This is a genomic window from Lysinibacillus sphaericus (assembly GCF_000600105.1).
Classification (GTDB): domain Bacteria; phylum Bacillota; class Bacilli; order Bacillales_A; family Planococcaceae; genus Lysinibacillus; species Lysinibacillus sphaericus.
In genome coordinates this window covers 3,461,172-3,484,468 of sequence record NZ_CP006837.1, presented here as the reverse complement: position 1 = coordinate 3,484,468, position 23,297 = coordinate 3,461,172, and the positions used below count along the sequence as shown (strand labels likewise).

General features: G+C 37.9%; 20 protein-coding genes and 1 riboswitch. Of the genes, 14 read left to right on the top strand and 6 right to left on the bottom strand.

Going from position 1 to position 23,297, the window contains the following annotated elements; translation table 11 throughout:
* The first annotated feature begins 154 nt into the window (after nt 1–154).
* From ezrA to T479_RS16830, 4 genes are all read left to right on the top strand, one after another.
* Nucleotides 155–1,858 carry a septation ring formation regulator EzrA gene (ezrA, locus tag T479_RS16845; protein WP_024363778.1) on the top strand — a complete coding sequence of 568 codons (1,704 nt, stop codon included), beginning with the start codon at nt 155–157 and terminating at the stop codon, nt 1,856–1,858.
* Nucleotides 1,859–2,184: 326 nt separating this feature from the next.
* On the top strand, nt 2,185–3,345 hold the full coding sequence (locus T479_RS16840) for a cysteine desulfurase family protein (protein WP_038509884.1): 1,161 nt from the start codon (nt 2,185–2,187) through the stop codon (nt 3,343–3,345).
* Nucleotides 3,342–4,550 (top strand): tRNA uracil 4-sulfurtransferase ThiI, encoded by a 1,209-nt coding sequence (gene thiI, locus T479_RS16835; RefSeq protein ID WP_025220314.1) that lies wholly within the window; start codon nt 3,342–3,344, stop codon nt 4,548–4,550. Before T479_RS16840 ends, thiI begins: the two co-directional genes overlap by 4 nt.
* Before the next feature lie 212 nt (nt 4,551–4,762).
* A complete protein-coding gene (locus tag T479_RS16830) occupies nt 4,763–4,969 on the top strand; it encodes an alpha/beta-type small acid-soluble spore protein (RefSeq protein WP_024363781.1) in 207 nt (68 codons plus the stop codon).
* Nucleotides 4,970–5,076: 107 nt separating this feature from the next.
* On the opposite strand, the gene thiE is transcribed toward T479_RS16830, so the two are convergent.
* The 3 genes from thiE to thiM are packed head-to-tail and all read right to left on the bottom strand — an operon-like array spanning nt 5,077 to nt 7,275.
* The gene (gene thiE / locus T479_RS16825) at nt 5,077–5,706 is read right to left on the bottom strand and encodes a thiamine phosphate synthase (RefSeq protein WP_025220313.1); all 630 of its coding nucleotides are present in this window, start codon (nt 5,704–5,706) and stop codon (nt 5,077–5,079) included.
* Complete coding sequence (gene thiD, locus T479_RS16820) at nt 5,693–6,520, bottom strand: bifunctional hydroxymethylpyrimidine kinase/phosphomethylpyrimidine kinase (RefSeq protein WP_025220312.1); 828 nt, start codon at nt 6,518–6,520, stop codon at nt 5,693–5,695. Before thiD ends, thiE begins: the two co-directional genes overlap by 14 nt.
* Complete coding sequence (gene thiM, locus T479_RS16815; protein WP_025220311.1) at nt 6,520–7,275, bottom strand: hydroxyethylthiazole kinase; 756 nt, start codon at nt 7,273–7,275, stop codon at nt 6,520–6,522. The genes thiD and thiM overlap by 1 nt, the downstream gene beginning before the upstream one ends.
* 92 nt (nt 7,276–7,367) lie before the next feature.
* Nucleotides 7,368–7,465, bottom strand: a riboswitch (TPP riboswitch).
* Nucleotides 7,466–7,659: 194 nt separating this feature from the next.
* Here thiM and mbcS point away from each other — a divergent pair.
* The 5 genes from mbcS (at nt 7,660) to T479_RS16790 (ending at nt 12,840) form a co-directional block, all read left to right on the top strand.
* The gene (mbcS, locus tag T479_RS16810) at nt 7,660–9,246 is read left to right on the top strand and encodes an acyl-CoA synthetase MbcS (RefSeq protein WP_025220310.1); all 1,587 of its coding nucleotides are present in this window, start codon (nt 7,660–7,662) and stop codon (nt 9,244–9,246) included.
* Nucleotides 9,247–9,433: 187 nt separating this feature from the next.
* Nucleotides 9,434–10,447: a signal peptide peptidase SppA gene (sppA, locus tag T479_RS16805; RefSeq protein ID WP_025220309.1), complete on the top strand. Its 1,014-nt coding sequence runs from the start codon at nt 9,434–9,436 to the stop codon at nt 10,445–10,447.
* 12 nt (nt 10,448–10,459) lie between these two features.
* A complete protein-coding gene (locus T479_RS16800) occupies nt 10,460–11,068 on the top strand; it encodes an RDD family protein (RefSeq protein WP_024363788.1) in 609 nt (202 codons plus the stop codon).
* Between the two features lie 250 nt (nt 11,069–11,318).
* The gene (tpx, locus tag T479_RS16795) at nt 11,319–11,822 is read left to right on the top strand and encodes a thiol peroxidase (protein ID WP_024363789.1); all 504 of its coding nucleotides are present in this window, start codon (nt 11,319–11,321) and stop codon (nt 11,820–11,822) included.
* A gap of 88 nt (nt 11,823–11,910) precedes the next feature.
* Nucleotides 11,911–12,840: a class I SAM-dependent methyltransferase gene (locus tag T479_RS16790; RefSeq protein WP_025220308.1), complete on the top strand. Its 930-nt coding sequence runs from the start codon at nt 11,911–11,913 to the stop codon at nt 12,838–12,840.
* A 48-nt stretch (nt 12,841–12,888) separates the two neighbouring features.
* Here the strand turns inward: T479_RS16790 and T479_RS16785 are convergent, their stop codons facing one another.
* Entirely contained in the window at nt 12,889–13,338 is a 450-nt protein-coding gene (locus tag T479_RS16785) for a universal stress protein (protein ID WP_024363791.1), read from the bottom strand.
* Nucleotides 13,339–13,636: 298 nt separating this feature from the next.
* Here T479_RS16785 and ald point away from each other — a divergent pair, with 298 nt between their 5' ends.
* A complete protein-coding gene (ald, locus tag T479_RS16780) occupies nt 13,637–14,752 on the top strand; it encodes an alanine dehydrogenase (RefSeq protein ID WP_024363792.1) in 1,116 nt (371 codons plus the stop codon).
* Nucleotides 14,753–15,128: 376 nt separating this feature from the next.
* Here the strand turns inward: ald and T479_RS16775 are convergent, their stop codons facing one another.
* Nucleotides 15,129–16,217 (bottom strand): M24 family metallopeptidase, encoded by a 1,089-nt coding sequence (locus T479_RS16775; RefSeq protein ID WP_024363793.1) that lies wholly within the window; start codon nt 16,215–16,217, stop codon nt 15,129–15,131.
* 306 nt (nt 16,218–16,523) lie between these two features.
* On the opposite strand from T479_RS16775, the gene T479_RS16770 reads away from it, so the two are divergent.
* Together T479_RS16770 and T479_RS16765 are read left to right on the top strand one after the other, a co-directional pair.
* Nucleotides 16,524–17,207 carry a metal-dependent hydrolase gene (locus T479_RS16770; protein ID WP_024363794.1) on the top strand — a complete coding sequence of 228 codons (684 nt, stop codon included), beginning with the start codon at nt 16,524–16,526 and terminating at the stop codon, nt 17,205–17,207.
* Nucleotides 17,208–17,359: 152 nt separating this feature from the next.
* A complete protein-coding gene (locus tag T479_RS16765; RefSeq protein WP_024363795.1) occupies nt 17,360–18,667 on the top strand; it encodes a DRTGG domain-containing protein in 1,308 nt (435 codons plus the stop codon).
* Between the two features lie 85 nt (nt 18,668–18,752).
* Here the strand turns inward: T479_RS16765 and T479_RS16760 are convergent, their stop codons facing one another.
* Nucleotides 18,753–19,058, bottom strand: coding sequence for a YtpI family protein (locus tag T479_RS16760; protein ID WP_024363796.1), 306 nt, complete (start codon nt 19,056–19,058; stop codon nt 18,753–18,755).
* A gap of 90 nt (nt 19,059–19,148) precedes the next feature.
* On the opposite strand from T479_RS16760, the gene T479_RS16755 reads away from it, so the two are divergent.
* Both T479_RS16755 and dnaE read left to right on the top strand, forming a co-directional pair.
* Nucleotides 19,149–20,096, top strand: a complete 948-nt coding sequence (locus T479_RS16755; protein WP_025220307.1) for a DHH family phosphoesterase — start codon at nt 19,149–19,151, stop codon at nt 20,094–20,096.
* A 19-nt stretch (nt 20,097–20,115) separates the two neighbouring features.
* Nucleotides 20,116–23,199, top strand: a complete 3,084-nt coding sequence (gene dnaE / locus T479_RS16750; RefSeq protein WP_025220306.1) for a DNA polymerase III subunit alpha — start codon at nt 20,116–20,118, stop codon at nt 23,197–23,199.
* The last annotated feature ends 98 nt before the right edge of the window (nt 23,200–23,297 follow it).

Sequence of the window (23,297 nt, the reverse complement as noted above, 5' to 3'; positions counted from 1 at the left end):
CACTCTATGTTCAATGACATAGGGGAAGCTGTCAATATGTAGGTCGTGAATACACTTTTCTGAAAATCACTTAAATTTTAGTACAAAAGGCGAAAACATAGTATATAATAAATACAACTAGCCAATTCGTTTATTGTAGAATAGGAGGCTTACGATGGAGTATATCATCATTCCGATTATCCTACTATTAATTTTAGCCATAGTAGGATTAATGATGCGAAGAAAACATACAACAATTATTGCACAACTTGAAAATGAAAAATTACAAATACAAAACAATCCCATAAATGAAGAAATTTCTAAAGTTAAATCTTTAAACATGAATGGCGAAACAGAGGAAATGTTTGAACGGTGGCGTAATAGTTGGGATGAAGTCATCGACGTACATATGACAAAAATTGATTCGCTTTTATTCGATGCTGAAGACCAAATCAATCGCCTTCGTTTTAAAAAAGCAACGTTGATTGAGCGTGAAATAGAAGATTATATTCGTAAGTGTGAAAAAGATAAAGATAAAATCTTAGAAGAACTTAATGAATTAATTGGCAGCGAAGAAAAAAACCGTATTGAAATTGAACAGTTAAAAGAATATTATCGATCAGCACGTAAAACATTGCTTGCACATCAGCACTCATTTGGCGTAGCCCTACCAGCACTTGAACAAAAACTAGAAGTGTTTGTACAAAAATTTGAAGAATTTGATGTACTCACAAGCGAGGGCAATTATTTACAAGCGCGTGAAATAGTAATTAGCTTAAATAATGAATCTCAGCAAACGTTTGAATATATTAATGATGTGCCAACTATTTTAACCGAACTACAAGTAAAATTACCTGGTGCAATTCAAGAATTACGCAATGGTCAGCGTGAAATGGAAGAACAATCCTACTACTTGCATCATTTAGAACTTACAGAGGCTTTGGACAAACTGGAAGAAGAGTTTGCTTCGTTAAAAGAAGAACTAGCAGAGCTAAAATTAACATCTGTGAAACCTCGTGTTGCTGAAATAAATGAAGAAATAGACCGTTTTTATGACTTGCTTGAAAAAGAAGTGATTGCTAAAAACTATGTCGACCAAAATTGTGAGCGCTTATTAGGATCGATTACGAATGTTATTAACTCCACTCGATTAGTAAGTGATGAAGCAACATTTGTCCAGCAAAGCTACCACTTGAATGAAAAAGATGCAGAAATTCCAAAAGCGGCGCTAAAACAATTAGAAGCATTACAACGTCGCTATGATTTATTGGCGATGCGTGTGTCAGAGGAAAAATCGGCCTATTCAAGCTTACAAGAGGAATTAATTGAAATTAGTGAAGAACTGGAGCGCATACACGAAGAGCAAGGGCATTTATCGAATACAATGAAAAAACTTCGCATTGATGAAAATAAGGCTCGGACACAAGTGGACAACTTGAAAAAAACGTTACAAGAAACAGATCGTCTGTTAAATAAGGCGAATATTCCAGGTATTCCTGAAGAGATGGATGCGCGATTAGATGAGGCAGCGGAGCATATTTACGTTGTGATGCAAAGTCTACAAGAGGTACCGCTCAATATGGGAACTGTCCATAATAACTTAAATGCAGCGACACTTTGTGTTGAGGATGTTCACGCGAAAGCACATGAATTGATTGAAAACGTCATGCTTATCGAACGTATTATTCAATATGGCAATCGCCACCGTGCAACAAATCCAAAGTTAAATGCTCGTTTAAAAGAAGCAGAAGAGGCATTTCATCAATTCCGGTATGCAAAGGCTTTAGAAGAAGCAGGGACTGCAGTGGAGGAAATGGAGCCAGGTGCTTTGAAACGCATTGAGGCCATTGTTGCCGAAGAAGCGTTCACAAAGTCATAAATGCTTTATGACAATAACAAATAGACAATAACAAATGAATTAGCTGCCTAAAAAGTGAAGTGACCTTTTTAGGTAGCTTTTTTTACGACCGTACTCTTTTACTTGAACATTGTACTGGTTGTTTTGGGGATTTTATCCTAAATAAATGTTTTCCAAAATATTTTTCTATGGTGTGAAATCAGCTGAAATTCACAGCATATTCGCAATAAATAAGCGATGCTAAGCGGACCTAAAATGACGAAATTAGAATATTTAGTAGTCAATTGCGACAGATTGCGTTATGATAAATACCGTTAAATCAACGTTTTGAAAGTGTGTGAAAAATAATGAAAGCTAATACAATTTATCTTGATAATAGTGCTACTACAAAGCCTTATCAAGAAGTGATGCAAACATTTATGGCAGTAAATGAGCAATATTATGCAAATCCTGCATCAATCCATGCCATGGGTGTAGAATCAAATGCATTATTAATGCGTGCACGGGAGCAAGTAGCAGATATTTTGAAGACTGAAGCAAAAAATGTGCTATTTACTTCAGGTGGAACCGAATCGAATAATACAGCCATTTTAGGTTTCGCACGCGGTAATACGCATAAAGGAAAACATGTTATAACAACGGAAATTGAGCATCTTTCTGTGTTAGAGCCAGTCAAGCAGCTTGAAAAGGAAGGCTTTGAAATAGAATATTTACGTGTCAATAAACAAGGTGTTATTTCATTGGATGAGCTAAGAGCCAAAATACGGAAAGATACGATATTGGTTAGCATAATGCATGTCAATAATGAAATGGGAGCAATTCAACCTATTTTTGAAGCGGCTGCTATCGTTCATGCAGAAAGTAGAGCGGCATTTCATGTGGATGCAGTCCAAAGCTTTGGAAAACTTCCATTAACGTTTAAAGGTGAAGATGGGCCAGATTGTATTACGATTTCTGGACATAAAATCCATGGCTTTAAAGGTTCTGGTGTCTTAGCTTTTCGTAAGCCAATGCAATGGCAACCTTATGCTTTTGGTGGTGGACAGGAATTCGGCTTACGTAGTGGCACAGTGGCTGTACCTCAAGCAGTAGCATTGGCAAAAGCGGCTCGTATGGCAGTCGAAACAATGGAAGAACGTTCTGAAAACTACCGTAATTGGCAACAGCAATTACGTGCAGCACTAGCGCATTTTGGTGATATTGTGCATATAATATCTACTCCAGAGTGTGCAGCTCATATTTTATCGTTTAGTGTACGTGATATAAAAGGCGAGGTACTGATCAATGCTTTGCAAAAACATGGCGTGATTGTATCGACTTCGAGTGCTTGTTCTTCTAGACAAACAAAGACAAGCCATGTTGTCGAAGCCTTAATTATTGATGAACATTTTAAAAAAGGTGTTGTTCGTGTTAGTTTTGGTGCACATGTAACATCGGACGATATAACCCAATTAATACAAGTTATTAATACAGTATTGAAGGAACTTAAAGGAGAACTATTATTATGATTTGGAAAGAAATTTTAATTCGATATGGCGAACTATCGACAAAAGGACGTAATAAAATGGACTTTATCCGCCGTTTACGTGAAAATATTCGCTATGCATTTGCAGATTTAGGCCATTTACACATCCGCACAGAACGCGACCGAATGTTTATTGCCATTCAAGATGAAGCACAGATGGATGTTTTATTAGCAGGCTTACCGAAAATTTTTGGAATTCAATCATTTAGCCCAGTTGCTGCATGTGAAAAAGATATGGATGCTATGAAGCGACTTGCGCTTACAATCATGGATACATTTAAAGATCAACAGCTAACATTTAAAGTTGAAGTGAAACGTACAGATAAAACATTCCCATTAGATTCTCACAGCATTCAACGCGAAATTGGTGGGCATGTTTTACCACAATATCAAAACTTATCAGTAAAAGTGAAACATCCAGATGTAGAATTACGAGTGGAAGTACGCCACGATTCAACATATATGATGGCGCAAGTGATACCAGGCGCAGGTGGTATGCCAGTTGGCTCTAACGGCAAATCATTATTAATGCTGTCAGGCGGTATTGATAGTCCTGTTGCTGGGTATTTAATGATGAAACGCGGTGTACGTTTAGAAGCAATTCATTTCTTTAGCCCACCGTATACAAGTCAAAATTCATTGGAAAAAGTAAAAGTACTTGCAAATGAACTAACAAAATTTGGTGCAAGTATTCGCCTGCATGTTATTCCATTTACAGAAATCCAAGTACTTATTAAAGACAGAGTGCCGTCCAATGTGTCAATGACAACAACACGTCGCATGATGTTAAAGGTGGCAGATAAAGTACGTGAGGAAATTAATGCACTGGCCATTGTAACAGGTGAAAGTCTTGGACAAGTAGCAAGTCAGACGCTAGAAAGTTTAACGGCGATTAATGCTGTAACGAATACACCAATTTTACGTCCGCTTATTTCAAATGATAAATTAGAAATTATTGATATTGCAGAAAAAATCGGCACATATGAAACGTCAATTCAGCCATTTGAGGATTGCTGTACAATTTTCACCCCAGCTAGTCCGAAAACAAAGCCAAAGCTTGAAAAAGTAGAGCATTATGAAAGCTTTTCTGATTTTGATGAACTAATCGAACGTGCTGTGAAAAACCGTGAAGTGTACATTTTCCCGAAAAAAGAACTACCTAAAGATAAATTTGCAGATCTTTTATAAAAAATTTACGGATTTAAACTAAAAAGAATATTCTTTTCTTATAAAGACCAATAACGACATTATAATAAGAAGGAAACCGTCTCAAATTTGTAATTTGGGACGGTTTTTTTATATTTTCTAGTCTTTTTCCTTTAGAGTTACATTTTACCTTTAAAATTTTCGTATTAAAAATCGAATATCGCACATTCTATATTCACAAGGAGGTGAGAGACATGACAAACAACAACAGTTCAAACAAGCTTGCAGTACCTGGTGTACAACAAGCGCTTGATCAAATGAAATACGAAATTGCACAAGAATTTGGTGTTCAATTAGGAGCTGACGCATCAGCTCGTGCTAACGGTTCCGTTGGTGGTGAAATCACTAAACGTCTTGTACAAATGGCAGAATCTCAATTAAAAGGTATGCCAAAACAATAATTGCAAAAAAGCATTTATTGAACTTAAAACCAGTGACCGTAAAAGGCACTGGTTTTAGTTTGTTTATTTTTACTTTTTTTATGACTAGCGTAACTCGAATTATTCAATCAATACGATTTAAAGGTCTCAACGGTTTGGTGAATATTATGACTTTCACAAATTGCGGAAATAACTGCTACACCGTCTGCACCAGCTTTTAATACAGTTTCTGCATTCTGACAGTTAATGCCACCAATTGCTACAATCGGCAACTCGGGATAATGACGGCGTGCTTGTTGTAAAAATTCAGTTCCACTTGGCGTTTTGGCATCGTTTTTAGAAGTGGTGGCAAAAATGGGACCAATCCCTACATAATCTGCACCATTTTCTATAGCGATCTGTAATTCATCCGCTGTATGAACCGAAACACCAAGTATTATTTCCTCACCAATTTTTTCTCTTACTAGCGAGATGGGACAATCATCTTGTCCAATATGAATACCGTCTGCCTTGAGCTTTAAGGCAAGCTCAATATCATCATTTACGATAAATGGAACATTGTAGTGATGACATCGTTTTTGGCATTGACGGGCAAAATGTTCATAATGTTCATCAGTTAGTGCATCTGTTCCTTTTTCTCGAAATTGGAACATCGTAATACCAGCTTGCAATGCTTCTTCTAGTATTGCTAATGGTTGTTTGATTTTTGCATTCGCTGTACCCATTATAAAATAGAGCTGCAAATCACTGCGTTTCACCTATGGTCACCTCGCAACTTTCTTTGAATTTTTGGTAAGCAAAATGATTTGTTGGTCCATTACCATGACCAATCGATAAGTTATGAGTAATTGCTAGTTGAATGAATTTCTTAGCCTCAATAATGGCTTGCTCTATCGGCATTTGACGGCCAATAAAAGCTGTTAATGCGGCAGAAAATGTACACCCTGTACCGTGTGTATTTTTGGTCGCAATTCGACTAGACTGCATTGAGAATGATTTGCCATTTTTAAAAAATACATAATCTACAGCAAAATCTTTGTTCGCTAAGTGGCCACCTTTGATAATCACGCATTGAACACCTAGCTGTAGTAACGAATGCGCCGCAAGTCGAATGTCAGACACGGTTTCGATTTTTCTTGCAGCTAATGTTTCAGTTTCTGGAATATTTGGCGTTACAATCGTGGCAAGTGGTAATAAATTGTTTCTTAATGCCTCCACAGCTTCTTGTTGTAATAAAGTTTCACCGCCCTTTGCAATCATGACAGGATCAACAATAAGAGGGATGGTTAAATTTTTCATAGCTAGCGCAATTGTACGAATAATATCAGAGGAAAAAAGCATGCCAGTCTTAATGGCACTAATTGGAAAATCCTCTAAGAGAGCATGAAATTGTTTATTTATAAAGGCTTGTTCGATGGGTAGCACATCCATGACACCTTGTGTGTTTTGGGCAGTTAAAGCTGTAATTACGGACGTTCCGAATACATCTAATTCTTGAAATGTTTTTAAATCTGCTTGGATACCTGCACCGCCACCGCTATCAGAGCCCGCTATTGTTGTAACAATGTGCATCAAATATCACCGTCCTTCGATAAACGATGCAATTCGTTTAAGACTGCTACAGTAAAATCACCATTATATTGAGCAGCCGAATGAGCATGTTCAGCAATTTTTTTATAGCTCATTAATGTATCGCATAATTGAGAATAAGGCTCATTGCCCGCCATATATGCAGCACAACAAATTGCGCTTAATAAACAGCCAGTACCTGTCACTTCTGTCATTCGAGTATGACCACCAGCAATCCATTGCGCAAGGTTCCCATCGGTTATAAAATCTTTTTCACCAGTTACAATCACGATGCAATTAAATTTTTTTGCTATTTCTTTTGCTTTATCCTCAACAGATATGGAACCAGTACCACTATCAACACCTTTTTGTTGCCATTGTACATTAGCAATCGCGGCAAGTTCGCCAACATTACAGCGGATAACAGCAAAATGAATCGAATCTAATAACTGTAGTACCGTTTGTTTGCGGTATGCTGTAGCGCCAGCAGCTACTGGGTCCAAAATTACTGGTATACCAAGGGCATTTGCTTTTTTTCCTGCAAGTAACATCGACTCTTTTGTTCGTGTAGTAAGCGTTCCGATATTGACTAATAACGCTGATGCGATGGATACCATTTCTTCGACTTCCTGCGGATCATCCGCCATTACCGGTGATGCACCAATTGCTAGTAAGCCATTTGCTTGAAAATTTGCCACTACATAATTGGTTATGCAGTGAATCAACGGTTGTTTTTTACGAATCGTTTGAAAAACCATTGTAGTCCTCCTCTTTTGGTGGACGTAAGCATGCAAAAAAAGCTCTTTTTTATTCGGGCACAAGGCACACGTAAAAAGAGCTTTTCATCAATAATAAGATGTGTATTGCTCCCTACGTCAGTATTAACTAACAGGTTCAAAGGGTCAGGTTTTACCTTCTCAACTCACAAGAGTCCCCCTGCAATCATGAAAATTTTAGTTGACCAAAATGTAACATACCTTTTCGTAGTATTCAATAGCATTTTATCATTATTTGGAAAGCAGTGACTGATGCCATATACTAGACCATGATAATTGTCATGACTTTTTTAAAATAGGATCCTTCCATTGAAAATCGTAAAAAATGAGTTTTATAATGAACCTAGTATTAAGGAGGAAGTTATGATGAAAAGACAGGATTTAATTGCACCAGAATGGTATAACATTGTGGAGGAAATTGAAAAGTATGCTCAAGATCCATCTAAAAATGCATTAATAGTTTATAATGACAACGAAGAAATTCAATATATTACATACGCAAATTTACTGGAAAAGGCGAATCAGGCTGCCCATGTATTTACTTCGCAGGGTTTAACGAAGGGCGATGTGCTATTAGTGATGGTTCCAAGATCTGTCGAAGCTTATATTGTTTACATAGCGGCACTGAAAGCGGGTTTAACTATTATCCCTAGCTCTGAAATGTTACGTACAAAGGATATTGAATATCGTATTACACATGCCAATGCCAAAGGTATAATCGCCTATGAGCCATATATTGAGCAATTTGACGACGTAACAAATTTAAAAGGAATTATGCAATTCGTTATTGGTCACGCGCATGCACCATGGCAACCATTGCTTGAAAAAATGAAGGAACATCCTACAAATTATACAAACCCTACACCGACAAAAAGTACAGATCATGCTTTTTTAGCTTATACAAGTGGGACAACAGGGAATCCTAAGGCAGCTGTTCATACACATAGCTGGGGTTATGCGCATTTACGTACGACAGCACCGAATTGGTTAGGTGTCCAAGAAAATGATATAGTTTGGGCTACTGCCGCACCTGGTTGGCAAAAATGGATTTGGAGTCCGTTTTTAGCAACGTTAGGTAGTGGAGCAACAGCATTTGTCTATAAAGGAAAATTTGATGCTTCGACTTACTTGTCATTGCTAGAAAAATTTAAAGTAAATGTGTTATGTTGTACCCCAACAGAATATCGCTTTATGGCCACACTTAACAATCTACAGGACTATAATTTAAGTGCCATCCGTCAAGCTGTATCAGCGGGTGAGCCGTTAAATAGTGAAGTCGTTAAAGTGTTTTCAAAAACGTTTCATATTCAAGTGCGTGATGGCTATGGCCAAACAGAAAATACATTGCTTGTTGGGACACTGGTTGGCATGGATGCTCGCGTCGGCTCTATGGGTAAACCGACACCAGGCAATACAGTCGAAATTATTGATGATTTTGGAAATCCTGTTGCTGATGGCGTTGTTGGAGATATTGCCGTTCATCGTCAAACCCCAGCACTGTTTAAAAAGTATTTCAAGGACCCAGAACGCACTAGCATGCAATTCCGTGGAGATTGGTATATTACCGGTGACCGAGCATATAAAGATGCAGATGGCTATTTTTGGTTTGAGGGACGTGGTGATGATGTCATTATATCGTCAGGCTATACAATTGGGCCATTTGAAGTGGAAGATGCCTTAATGAAGCATCCTACTGTTAAAGAAGCTGCTGTTGTGGCAAGCCCTGATGAAGTAAGAGGAAATATTGTGAAAGCCTTTATCGTCTTGCGTGAAGGAGTGACAGGTGATGATACGCTTATTCAAAATTTACAAAACCATGTGAAGCTGATGACAGCGCCTTATAAATATCCACGGGCAATTGAATTTGTTGAAGCATTACCAAAGACTGCTTCTGGAAAAATCCGTCGTGTCGAATTACGACAACAAGAAAAAGCCCATTACACACACCAATAATTATTTCCTAGGAAATAATGTCGAAAAATCAAAGTTCATGCTTTATGATGAACTTTTGATTTTTTTTGTACATCCCTATTTCGTTTATGGCAAAATAATAAATGTGGGAAAAACTTTTACATAAAAATCACTTAAAAGTGAAACGTTTTGGACATTAAGACGTATAACGTGAAGAGGAGGCGATTAGATGAATACAAAAAGGTGGATAGCCTTAGCAGTTGCAGCTGTATTATTAGTGTTTTCATTAGGACTTAACACAATTATGGCGATTTTTAAATCAGATTTCTTTAGTAATTTTGATAGCGTGATGGCTGGCAAAAATTTAGATGTATACGAAACGATTATTGAAGGTGAAGATCATACTAAACGTATCGCATATTTGAAAGTGGATGGGACGATTCAAGATGTTGGATCGAATACATTATGGCAATCCGTTTCTTACGATCACCAGTTTTTCTTAAATCAATTGGATAATATTTTAGCTGATGATACAGTACAGGGGATTGTACTAAGTGTGAATACTCCAGGTGGTGGAGTAAAGGAATCGGCAGAAATTTATAAGAAATTGTTAGAAATTAAAGAAGAGCGTCAAATTCCTATCTACGTGTCGATGGATTCTATGGCAGCGTCGGGTGGTTACTACATTTCAGCACCAGCAGATAAAATTTATGCACATCGTGATACAATAACAGGTTCTATTGGTGTCATTATGCAATCTATTAATTATCAGGAATTAGCCGAAAAAGTTGGCGTGAAATTTGAAACGTTTAAATCAGGGCAACATAAAGATATGCTAAGCCCTACGCGTGAAATTACTGCAGAAGAACGTGCTATGATGCAAGATATGATTAATGAATCTTATGAAGAGTTCGTTGATATTGTTGAAAAAGGACGAAATATGTCTGAAGCGGATGTAAAAAAGGTAGCTGATGGTCGAATTCTTGGCGGTACAAAGGCACTTGAAGCAGGCTTAATTGACGAAATTGGCGATGAGCAAGCGGCAATTGCAGCTTTACGACAAGATTTTGGATTAGAGGATGCAGTTCTTTTCGAATACTCGTATAATCAAGGAGGCTTACCGTCATTAATTGGCATGAAAGTAGGTTCACTATTTGGTCCTTCGGCTGAAGAAAAAATGTTGATGAAAATTATGACGGAATACAAGGCACCAAAAATGATGTATTTATATGGTGAATACTAAGGAGGGCATACCATGACAAACAATGATTTCGTTTTGCAAGGGACACCCTCGATAAGCCAAGAATTGCTAGATAAAACAGTGACGCCTACAGTGATGACAAACTATGAATTGAAGACCGCAGGATTTTGGGTACGTTTTTGGGCATTTGTCCTGGATGGATTAATTATTTCTGCAATAATAGGAATTGCTGTTAATCCAATATTTTACTTAATGGACTGGTCATTATCAGAATCAGTGTGGTATGCACCTATTTCAATTATTTCAGCTGTTCTTTATTATTGTTACTTTGTTTTGATGACGAAATTTTTCGGGCAAACTTTAGGGAAAATGGCATTGGGGTTACGTGTAGTATCGCTGAAACATGATAAACTCCAATGGTCAGATGTGCTGTTCAGAGAATGGATTGGTCGTTTAATCAGTAATATCTTTACGCCGCTGTATATTTTAGTTGCGATTTTACCTGACAATCAAGGTATACATGATTATTTTGCGGAGACTACGGTTGTTCATGAAAAAGTGTATATAGCAAAAGAAACTGTGCAAGCAACAGTACAAACGCCAGCAACTATTCAGGAAACTGCTAAAGAGCCTGAAAAGTTGGAGGAGAAGCCTGAGGAATAATCAGCATGCAAAACATCACTTTGAGTGACTTGACAAAGAGATGTAAATTTTTGATATGTAAAAATGTTAGATGATTACAGTCATCTAACATTTTTTTGTAATTATCTTTAAAAATGTGTGTGAACAGTGTAAATAGGAGTGGTAGCTGACAAGCCATCACAATAATTGCATGACGATAAGTTGTCCTAGTTGCAATTATTTCCCTACATTTAGTAAGATTATGTACATATGATGATTAGGAGGCGTTAACATGGCACAAATTACATTTAAAAAGGGTCCAGTAACACTAATAGGTAACGAAGTAAAGGTTGGAGACCAAGCACCGGATTTCACAGTATTAGCAAATGATTTATCACCTGTTTCTTTAAAAGATTCAGAAGGTAAAATTCGCTTGTTTAGCGTAGTCCCATCATTAGATACAGGTGTATGTGATGCACAAACGCGCCGTTTTAATGAGGAAGCTGCAAATTTAGGCGATGATGTAGTAATTTATACAGTATCAGTTGACCTGCCATTTGCACAAAAACGTTGGTGCGGAGCTGCAGGAATTGATGCTGTTCAAACAGTTTCAGATCATCGTGACCTGTCATTTGGTGAAGCATATGGCGTATATATTAAAGAATTACGCCTTCTAGCACGTGCTGTTTTTGTGGTAGATGCAACTGGCAAAGTGACTTATGTCGAGTATGTACCTGAAGCTACAGATCATCCAAACTATGAAGCAGCAATTGCAGCAGTGAAAGCACTAGCATAATTTGCTTCTTTTAGGCTAAGATAATACTAGACAAAAGGGCTGTGACAGGTTTTGTCACGGCTCTTTTCTGCGTGAAAGGAAGTTATATATGGAAAAAATTGAAAAACTATTTGGGATGCTGAATGAGCATGCAGAAAAAATAGAAAAAGAGCAAGATGCGACATTGCTTGAAGGTGTGCTTGATGGACTAGAAGCATGGCTTGATGGAGAAGTAGATTTCTCCCAACAAGGAGCAACGAAAGAAGATGTGCGTAAATCTATTCAAATTGCGATTTTAAAAGGGATGCGTAAAGGTTCCCAGCCAAATCATCAAATGACGCCAGATACGCTTGGTTTATTAGTTGGTTATTTTGTTGAACAAATTTTTGCGGATCGATTAGAGAAAGAAAAGCTGACAATCATGGACCCAGCAGTGGGAACAGGTAATCTATTGTTAACAGTTATGAATTTACTTGATGGAAAATTAGAAGCATCAGGTGTGGAGGTAGATGAATTACTGATCCAATTAGCTGCAGCAACAGCAGATTTAACAGAGCAACCAGTGTCTTTATATCGCCAAGATGCGTTGCAAGACTTATTGGTGGATCCTGTAGATGCGATTGTTTGTGATTTACCAGTCGGATACTATCCGAATGAGGAAGTAGCACTAGATTATGAGCTTTGTGCTTCTGAAGGCATGAGCTATGCTCATCATTTATTTATTGAGCAGTCTATCAATTATACGAAAGACGGAGGCTATTTATTTTTCTTAGCGCCAACACATCTTTTTGAATCAGAACAGTCGAAACAACTGCATAAGTACATCCAAAAGCATGCTTGGATTCAAGCGATTATTCAATTGCCAGATACAATGTTTGCCAATAAAGCACTTGAAAAAAGTATTGTGATTTTACAAAAGCAAGGGGAAGCTTTTAAAGCCCCGAAAGAAGTATTATTGGCAAAAGTACCAAATATGCAAAATAAACAAGCGCTTGCACTGTTTTTTGAGAAAGTGAAGATGTGGCAAGAAGGAAAATAAAATAATAAAAAAGGTATCCGAATTAGGATACCTTTTTATGTATTGCGATTAAGCTTCTGGTGTACGGATAACAAGTACGTCACAATTTGCAGAACGTACGATTGCTTCAGATACTGAACCGATTAGGAAGCGTTCTACTGCATTTAAACCAGTAGCGCCACAGATAATTAAATCTGCATCAACGATTTTAGAAAGCTCTTTTGTAATAATATTTTTAGGAGATCCATACTCGATTACAAGGTTTACGTTTGTTAAGCCTTCTTCTTCAGCTTGTTTTTTGTAACCATTTAATAATTCTTCAGAGAAAGCTTGTGCACGCTCTGCAATGGAACGGTCATATGCTTCAATAGCAGCGAATGAACGTGTATCAATAACATTTACTAGGTTTAAAACAGCACCTTCGTTACGTTTAGCAACGTCGATTGATTTACGAAAAGCGTACTCTGCCTCTTTAGAACCGTCTACTGCAACTACAATGCTTTTATAATGATTAGCCATTTGTATTACCTCCCTATTTGTATAATGATATTATATCAAATGATTTTCTAAAGGAAATACTTTCCGAAGAAAATTTGTGAAAAAGTGAAGGCATTTACTGTACAATGACTCGTATATCTTTAATAGTCTTACTATTTGATATTTTATAAATATTGTAAATTTAATTAGTATTTGCTTTAATTAAAGCATTTTTTGCACATGTTTGGTAAGATGGAAATGCAAGGGGTGCATCATTTACGATGAAACGTATTTTGATGAAAATTGCTTAGTTCATAGGTTATGAAAGGGGATTGGAAATATGAAGATTGGTATTCCAAAGGAAATTAAAAACAACGAAAATCGCGTAGCAATGACACCAGCAGGAGTTGTATCCTTAACGCATGCTGGGCACGAAGTGTATATTGAAACAGGAGCTGGTATCGGTTCAAGTTTTACAGATGCAGATTACGTAGCAGCAGGTGCACATATCGTTGCATCGGCAAAAGAAGCGTGGGCTCAAGAAATGATTTTAAAAGTAAAAGAACCCGTAGCATCGGAATACGATTACTTTTATGAGGGACAAATCTTATTTACCTACTTGCACTTAGCGCCAGAGCGTGAATTAACGCAGGCATTAATAGATAAAAAAGTTGTAGGTATTGCCTATGAAACGGTTCAACTTGCAAATGGTTCACTACCTTTATTAACACCAATGAGTGAAGTAGCTGGTAAAATGGCAACACAAATTGGTGCGCAATATTTAGAGAAAAATCACGGTGGTAAAGGGATTTTACTAGGCGGTGTATCAGGTGTACAACGCGGTAAAGTAACAGTAATTGGTGGCGGAATCGCCGGAACAAACGCTGCGAAAATTGCAGTTGGTATGGGAGCAGACGTAACAGTTATTGATTTAAGTCCAGAACGTCTACGTCAATTAGAAGATATGTTTGGTCGCGATGTTCAAACATTAATGTCTAACCCGTATAATATTGCAGAATCTGTGAAACACTCAGATTTAGTTGTCGGTGCTGTTCTAATTCCTGGAGCAAAGGCACCAAAGTTAGTTTCGGAAGAAATGATTCAATCGATGCAACCAGGTTCTGTTGTTGTGGATATTGCGATTGACCAAGGTGGAATTTTTGCGACATCTGATCGTGTTACAACACATGATGATCCAACGTATGTTAAACATGGGGTAGTCCACTATGCTGTTGCCAATATGCCAGGGGCTGTGCCACGTACTTCAACGATTGCTTTAACAAATAATACAATTCCATATGCGTTGCAAATTGCCAATAAAGGCTATAAGCAAGCATGTATTGACAATCCTGCATTGAAAAAAGGTGTGAATGCATTAGAGGGGCATATTACTTATAAAGCGGTAGCAGAAGCACAAGGCTTGCCATATGTGAATGTGGATGAATTAATCCAATAATAATGAATAACTAAAATTAATATATCCTGTGGTTGCTATTCGTTACGTATGAATACATCTGAACCATGAAATGCCAAAAGAAGGATAGAAATATCCATTTATCGTGGATTAGCAATTCTTCCTTTTACAATAAATAAAAATATTGAAGCTAGCATTAGTTGTTGACGTAGGCGCTGACTCCTGCTCAGAACAAACATCATGTAAGACGCGGGCATTCCGAGCAGAAAGCATCGCCATAACGGACAACAAACGATAAAGAAAAAGTGTTAGATTGACTTTAGTCAATCTAACACTTTTTCTCTTTTGTGACTGTAAAAGAATCCAGAGAAACTGTGCTATCTTCTACATCGTATTTCCAACTGTAAAATACCTTGTCTTACAGTACGATTAAGTCTTTAGGGAATTTTGTTAATACTTCCACACCATCTTTTGTAACCACGACATCATCCTCAATACGGACACCTGTCACATCAGATTTGTAAACACCAGGTTCGATTGTGAATACCATGCCTTCTTCCATCATCATGTCATTTGTTCCTGTAATAGATGGGAATTCATGAACGGAAATGCCAAGCCCATGGCCAAGTCTATGTGTGAAATATTCACCAAATCCTGCGTCTGTAATAGTATCGCGCGCAATTTTATCTAAATCCATTGCACGTACGCCAGGCTTTACAGCTGCAATGGCATTGGTATTAGCCGCTAATACAGCATTATAGATTGCCTTTTGGGGAGCAGATGGTTCACCAAAAGCTACTGTACGTGTAATATCAGAGCAATAACCATCGTAAATTACCCCTAAATCAAATAACACCATATCGCCTTTTTCGATTTTACGTGAACCAGGTTTACCATGTGGTGAAGCCGATTTTGGTCCACTTAATACCATTGTTTCAAAGGACATTTTACAGCCTTTTTCTTGAATAGCACTTTCAATAGCAGTTAAAATCTCCATTTCAGTTTTACCTTCAGCAATTTCTTTGCAACCTACTTCAATCGCATAATCGGCAAGTTGAGCCGCTTTGCGTAGTTTATTTAACTCATTTTCATCTTTAATCACACGCATTGCATTAATTTTTTCATCAAGGCGTACGAATTGAGCTTGTGGAAATGATTGTTGTAAAGCTTCTAAACGTTCTACGATAAGCTGTGCTTTTTCAATCGCAAATGTTGATGGATTTACATTGCGCTTATGAATCGCTTGTGCAAGAACATCCATAGCATTATCTGTATCTTGATGACCGATTACTTCATATGACCAGCCGGCAGCTTGTGCATCTGGAATTTCCATTTGTGGACAAATTAAAAAAGGTTCTGCTTCTTTAAAAATCATCACACCTAGTAATCGTTCGTGGGGATTACTTTTAAAACCTGATACGTAATAGACATTATCGGGAGTCGTTACGAATGCGGCATCAATTTGATTTTTTTGTAAATAGTTTTGGATTTCTTGTACTTTTGACATCATCCATTTCCTCCTCATATTGCACCTAGTTTTTTGGATGTTAATTTAAAACATCATCTTTCAAGTGGCTTCATTTTTAGGTATAAGCAATGCAATGCTTACGTTTATTTGGAGCACCCGCAGCGCGGTTATAACAAAAAATGATTTAGCACGATGGTTCTTTTCTCGGCATATACATGTCAAAGGAAAAGCTAGCACTATAGCACTTTTCATATCCTGTACAAGCATATCAAAAAAAGGGAAAAAGCGCATGGATAGCGAATTAAAAGATGGAGCAAATATTATGGTATTGGGAGGAACGTTTTTATGCAAATTAGTTATCATGGTCATTCTGTCGTTAAAATTCAGACAAATGATAAAACAATTTTAATTGACCCTTTCATTAATGGAAATAGCCAAACAGATTTGAAGGTTACAGATGAGGCGCCGGATATTATTTTACTTACACATGGGCATAATGATCATGTAGGGGATACGGTGGAACTTGCTAAGAAAAAGGACGCGCTAGTTATTGCACCAAATGAATTAGCAAACTGGATTTCATGGCAGGGTGTGAAAGCGCATCCAATGCATATTGGTGGAGCAAAACAGTTCGATTTTGGGAAGGTGAAGTTTACACAGGCTTTCCACGGCTCCTCTTATATAACAGAAAACAATGAAATCATTTACATGGGAATGCCTGCCGGCGTGCTATTATTTATCGAGGGATTAACGATTTATCATGCGGGGGATACAGCACTATTTAGCGATATGAAATTAATTGGTGAACGTCATCCAATTGATATAGCGTTTATACCAATTGGTGATAATTTTACGATGGGTCCTGAAGATGCTGCATGTGCTGTAGAATTTTTAAAACCAAAAATTGTTGTACCGATACATTATAATACATTCCCTCCGATTGAGCAGGATCCGCAAATTTTTGCAAATTTAGTGCAAAATGCAGAGGTTCAAATTTTAAAAGCTGGTGAAAAAGTAAACTGTTCCTAATCATTTAAGGTGCTGTACTATAATAATTGACACCACGTGCGTAGTTGAAATAATAGGAAACGTTAAACATTTTACACCTTTATACTCAATATTTTTGCAAAAAATATGGTACACTAAGAACAGAATTCATTGCTTGAGAAATAGGTGATATTTTGTCAACAAAACATGAGAAGATTTTACAATACATCGAGTCACTACCCGTGGGCGATAAAATTTCAGTACGACAAATTGCAAAAGAAATGCAAGTTAGTGAGGGAACGGCTTACCGCGCTATAAAAGAAGCGGAAAATCGTCGATTAGTAAGTTCTATTGAGCGTGTCGGAACAATTCGTATTGAAAAGAAAAAGAAAGAAAACATCGAACGGTTAACATTTGCCGAAATTGTTAATATTGTAGATGGCCAAGTATTAGGTGGTAAAACAGGTCTACATAAAACATTAACAAAATTTGTAATAGGTGCGATGCAATTAGAAGATATGATGCGTTATACAGATGCTGGTAGCTTACTTATCGTCGGAAACCGTATAAAAGCGCACGAAAATGCGCTACGTGCAGGTGCTGCTGTATTAATTACCGGTGGCTTTGACACAACAGATGACAATAAGCAACTTGCCGATGCACTGGATTTACCGATTATTTCTACTAGCTACGATACTTTTACCGTTGCCACGATGATTAACCGTGCTATTTATGACCAGTTAATTAAAAAAGATATTTTATTTATTGAGGATATCTATGTACCAATGGTTGAGACATCTGTGTTACGCAATGATGAAACGATTCATCATTTCCACAAGTTGAATGAGCGTACAACACATGGTGCATTCCCAGTAGTAACTGCCAACAATAAATTGGTCGGAATGATCACTGTTAAAGACGTTATTGGTAGGGAAGAAGACGAGCTGATTGAAAAGGTTATGACGAAAAATCCAATCGCTGGTTCAATGAAAATGAGCGTCGCGTCTGCAGGGCACCGCATGATTTGGGAAGGAATCGATTTACTACCAATTGTCAATGACGATAATGTTCTACAAGGTGTAATTAGTCGTCAAGATGTGCTGAAAGCATTGCAACTTGCACAAAGACAGCCTCAGCACGGTGAAACAATTGATGATTTAGTAAAGAATGAGATGAAAGTGCTAGGCGATGAAGATTTAATCGTTGAGTTTAAAGTGACACCGCAAATGACAAACCAATATGGGGCTATTTCTTACGGAGCATTTACAACTTTACTAGCCGAAGTTGGGTCATTTGCATTAAAGCGTCGAAAACGTGGCGATGCAGTGGCAGAAAACATGACGATTTATTTCATTAAGCCTGTTCAAATGGAGAGCACACTTACTGTTAAGCCCCGCATTTTAGATATGAGTCGGAAGTTTGTTAAGATGGACTTCGAAGTATTTAATGAGCAAATGCTTGTCGGTAAGGCAATGATGATGTTCCAGCTATTGGAGCGTTAAGTACACAAAAAGGGATGGCCTAGTGCAAATACTAGGTCATCCCTTTAATCGTTATGTTCAATGATATGTGCCCTGCAATTAGAAATTATCGGTTGATACGATATTCTTCATCCACAAATTGACCATAGTGGCGAGCTTTTTTAATATTTTCTACAATAACAAAGATGCCTAATATCACAAGAATTGCTACAATGATAAATGTAAACATTCCAGGGAATAAGTAAGCTTGATTTAAAGAAAATGCAAGAATAAAGGAACCGAAGCCTATATTCGCCTTACTTTTGTACCAATTTTTAGCAATAGGTAATGGAGAACGGAACTGTTTTGTTTTAAAATAAAAATAAAAGACAAATGATATGATAATTGCGAAGACAAAAATTAAATTGAGCATAGTAAACCTCCTAGCATAACTAGACATTATTGTAACGATTATTGAAGAAAAATGCTAACGGTTATTACTATCATTTTGGGGGAAATCATTTTGAAAAGACAAATCATCGACACAATTGCTGCATATGAGACAATCGTTATACATCGCCATGTGCGTCCGGATCCGGATGCGTACGGATCACAATTAGGGTTAAAAGAATTGATTTTAGCCAATTATCCTGATAAAAAAGTGTACGCTGTAGGCCAGCACGATACGTCTTTGTCGTTTTTAGCAGAGCCCGATCAAATTGCGGATGCTGTTTATGAAAATGCTTTAGTTATTGTGACAGATACAGCGAATACGGAGCGTATTGACGATCAACGCTATACAAAAGGTAAGATGGTTGTAAAAATTGATCATCATCCGAATGATGACCAATACGGAGATTTATTGTGGGTAGATACAACAGCAAGTTCGTGCAGTGAAATGATTTACGAGCTTTTTGAAACAGGTAAAGAAACATTGGATTGGCAACTATCGGATGCCTCTGCTAGATTATTATTTGCTGGAATTGTAGGAGATACAGGGCGTTTCCAATTCCCAAGTACAACCGTAAAAACATTTAGAGTGGCAGCAGAGCTCATTACATATCATTTTGATCGAAATCAAATTTTCGATGGGATGTATGAAATGGAACAAAAACTGTTAACTTTACAAGGTTATATTTATCAAAACTTCATAATGGATGAACATGGAGCGGCGTATGTTAAACTGACTAAGGAATTACTTGCAGAATTTAACGTTGTGCCATCAGAGGCATCTTTATTAGTCGGTTGTTTAGGCAGTGTAAAGGGAATTTGTGCTTGGGTTATTTTCATAGAAGAAGAAGACCAAATTCGAGTTCGTCTCCGTTCTAAAGGTCCGATTATTAACACATTAGCAAAAGAATTTAATGGTGGGGGACATCCTCTTGCTTCAGGGGCAACTGCCTATTCATGGCAAGAAGCAGAGCGTGTCACTGCACGTTTACAAGAAATTTGTCAATCATATCATTCATAATTGAAAGGCGGGGATTCTTTTGACACATGTATATACACAAATGCATACGAGCGCGGATTTATTGCAAAGCACGATTCGGCTTGAACAATTGATCCCTTTTTTACAAGAGCAAAATACGCAGGCCTGTGCAATTGTCAATTCGAAATTGTACGGGCTTTTGCCTTTTTGTCAAGCGATGCAGCAAGCAAATATTCATGCGGTAATAGGGCTTACAATAAAGGTCCAGTGGGATGAAAAAACAATTCCGCTTGTGCTGTATGCGCAAACACAGGAAGGTTATCAGCATCTACTAAAGATTAGTAGTGCTGTTTCTATTCGACAAGACGAGGTATTGCCTTGGAAATGGCTTGAAGGCTATGCGGCAGGATGTATAGCGCTACTGTCGACGGTTGAAATAGCCGATAGAGCAGAGTGGCAAGCAATGACAAGTGCGCTACAGCAAGTGTTTGGAAAACGTCTATATGTAGGGATCGCAAGACCAGGAGGAATAAGAGCAGACAATGAAGCGATGATTACGCAGTGGTGTGAAGCCGAAAATATTGCCATTGTAGCCACGCAACGTTGCTATTTTTTACGACCAGAAGACCATTTTGCTTATGAAGTGGCTAGAGCAATCGATACAGGGGAAAAGCTTCAAAACACGATGCTAACAGCGCATTTAGAACACTATTTTGTACCAACAGAGGAACAGTGGAAAGGTTGGTTTGGAGATCGTTTAGAATGGCTTGAAGCAAGTGCCAGCATGCTTGCTAGCTGTGTTGCAAAAATTCCAGAAACGCATGTTCAAATGCCTACATTCCCTGTACAAGAGGGAGAAACAGCAGAAGACTTGCTTGTCAAAGAGGCATTTTTAGGCTTAGCTGCACGTTTGAAGGTGGCTGAGCTACCTGTAGCATATCGAGAGCGACTCCAATATGAGCTTGGAATCATCTGTTCAATGGGCTATGCTGATTATTTTTTAATTGTTGCAGATTTTATGCATTTTGCCAAAGAACAGCGTATTTTAACTGGGCCAGGTCGTGGATCTTCCGCAAGTTCACTCGTTGCTTTTAGTCTCTCTATAACACAGGTCGACCCACTCGCCTATGGTTTATTATTTGAACGCTTTTTAAATCCTGAGCGTGTTACACTGCCAGATATCGATATTGACTTTGTGGACAGTAAACGACATCAAGTCATTCAATACGTCGTGCAAAAATATGGCAAGGCTAATGTTGCACAAATTATTACTTTTGGTACTTTGTCTGTGAAAGCAGTAGCAAGAGATGTGGCGCGTGTTTTTGGGTTTGAGGCTGAAGTGATGGAAAAAATATCGAAAATGATCCCCAATAAACCAGGGATGACATTGCACAGAGCGGTGGCAGAATCACCAAACTTTCAAACTTGGTTAGCGGAAAATGAATACCATCAACGTTGGTATGAAGTGGCATTAAAACTAGAAGGCTTGCCGAGAAATTCTTCTACCCATGCAGCGGGTGTTGTGTTAGCACCGACACCTTTAGTGAATACAATTCCAATAGAAGATGGTCATGATGGTGTGTATATTACGCAGTGGCCGATGGGGGATGTAGAGGCGCGTGGGCTTGTAAAGATGGACTTTTTAGGGTTGCGCAATTTAACAATTTTAGAGCAAGTACGTTGGTCTATTTATAAAACTGGAGGGCCATGGATAGAATTTGACCTTATTCCAATGCATGACGAGCTGACGTTCCAGTTGCTTCAAAAGGGTGATACAGTTGGTATTTTTCAGCTAGAGTCGGAAGGGATGAAACAAGCATTACGTGATATTCATCCAACCCATTTTTTGGATATTGTAGCTGTCAATGCACTTTACCGTCCAGGCCCGATGGAATTTATCCCTGTGTACGCTAGACGGAAAGCAGGCAAGGAACAAGTAACGATGCCCCATCCGTTGCTGGAACCAATTTTACGCGAAACATTTGGTGTTATTGTTTATCAGGAGCAAATCATGCACATTGCTGCAACGATGGCAGGTTTTACAATGGGGCAGGCGGATTTATTGCGTCGTGCGGTGAGTAAGAAAAATCGTGATATTTTAGACGAGCAACAAGCCGCCTTTGTCAATGGGGCATTGAACCAAGGTTTTGATCGACATATTGCAGAAGATGTCTATGCGCTAATTGTCCGCTTTGCAGACTATGGCTTCCCAAAAAGTCATGCTGTTGCCTATAGTGTCATCTCGTATCAAATGGCGTATTTAAAAGCACATTATCCGCAAAGTTTTTATGCTGCTTTATTAACAAATGCAACGGGAAATACGGAAAAAATTCAGCAACTTGTAGCGGAAGCGAAAGATAAAGGAATTCCATTTTATCCACCTTCGCTGTTGCACAGTACAAAATTCTTTTTAGTTGAAAAGGATGGAATTCGCTTTAGTTTATCCGGCGTTAAAGGTGTGCCGCACACGTTTATAGAGAAGGTAATGGCAGTACGCAAAACAAATCCAGCTGCTTTTCATAATTTATTTGATTTGGCAGTCGCTTTAAGTGCACAACATTTCAAACCGAAAGTAATGGAAACTTTAGTTTATGCAGGTGTGCTCGATTATCTAGGTAAGGATCGTGCGGTGCTCGTAGCTACTTTAGAGGCGGCGCTAATGCATGCAGAACTATTGCGTCCAACAGAAGATGTAGATATAGAAACGGCAACTGCGTTTACTTTTGGGAAACCAAAGTATATGCAAGCAGAAGCGATGCCCCAGAAGGAAAAACTCCAGCATGAAAAAGAAAGTCTAGGCTTTTATATATCAGCTCATCCTGTTTCAGAAGTAAGAAATTACTGGGCAGATGTGAATATTACATGTGCAGAACTGAAGCATGCACGTGAGGGAATGTATGTAAAAATGATTGGACTGATTGAAGAAGTAAAAAAAATCAGAACGAAAAAAGGAGAGCAGATGGCTTTTGTCCAACTTCAAGATGAGTTTGGTACAGTATCTGTGACATTATTCCCTCAAGTATTTCAACTCGTACAGGAAATGTTGCTGGAAGATGGGTTACTCTATATTGAAGGCACGTTGGAAAAACGTTTTGGGAAACCACAAGTGAAAGTAAAACATGCACAATCGACTGAAAAATTATGAAATTAAACAAGAATTTAGAAACTGCATAGCATCATATGCAGTTTTTTCTTTACTTTTCATCAGTTATTTTGTAAGATATAGTCAATGCTAAAAAGTGG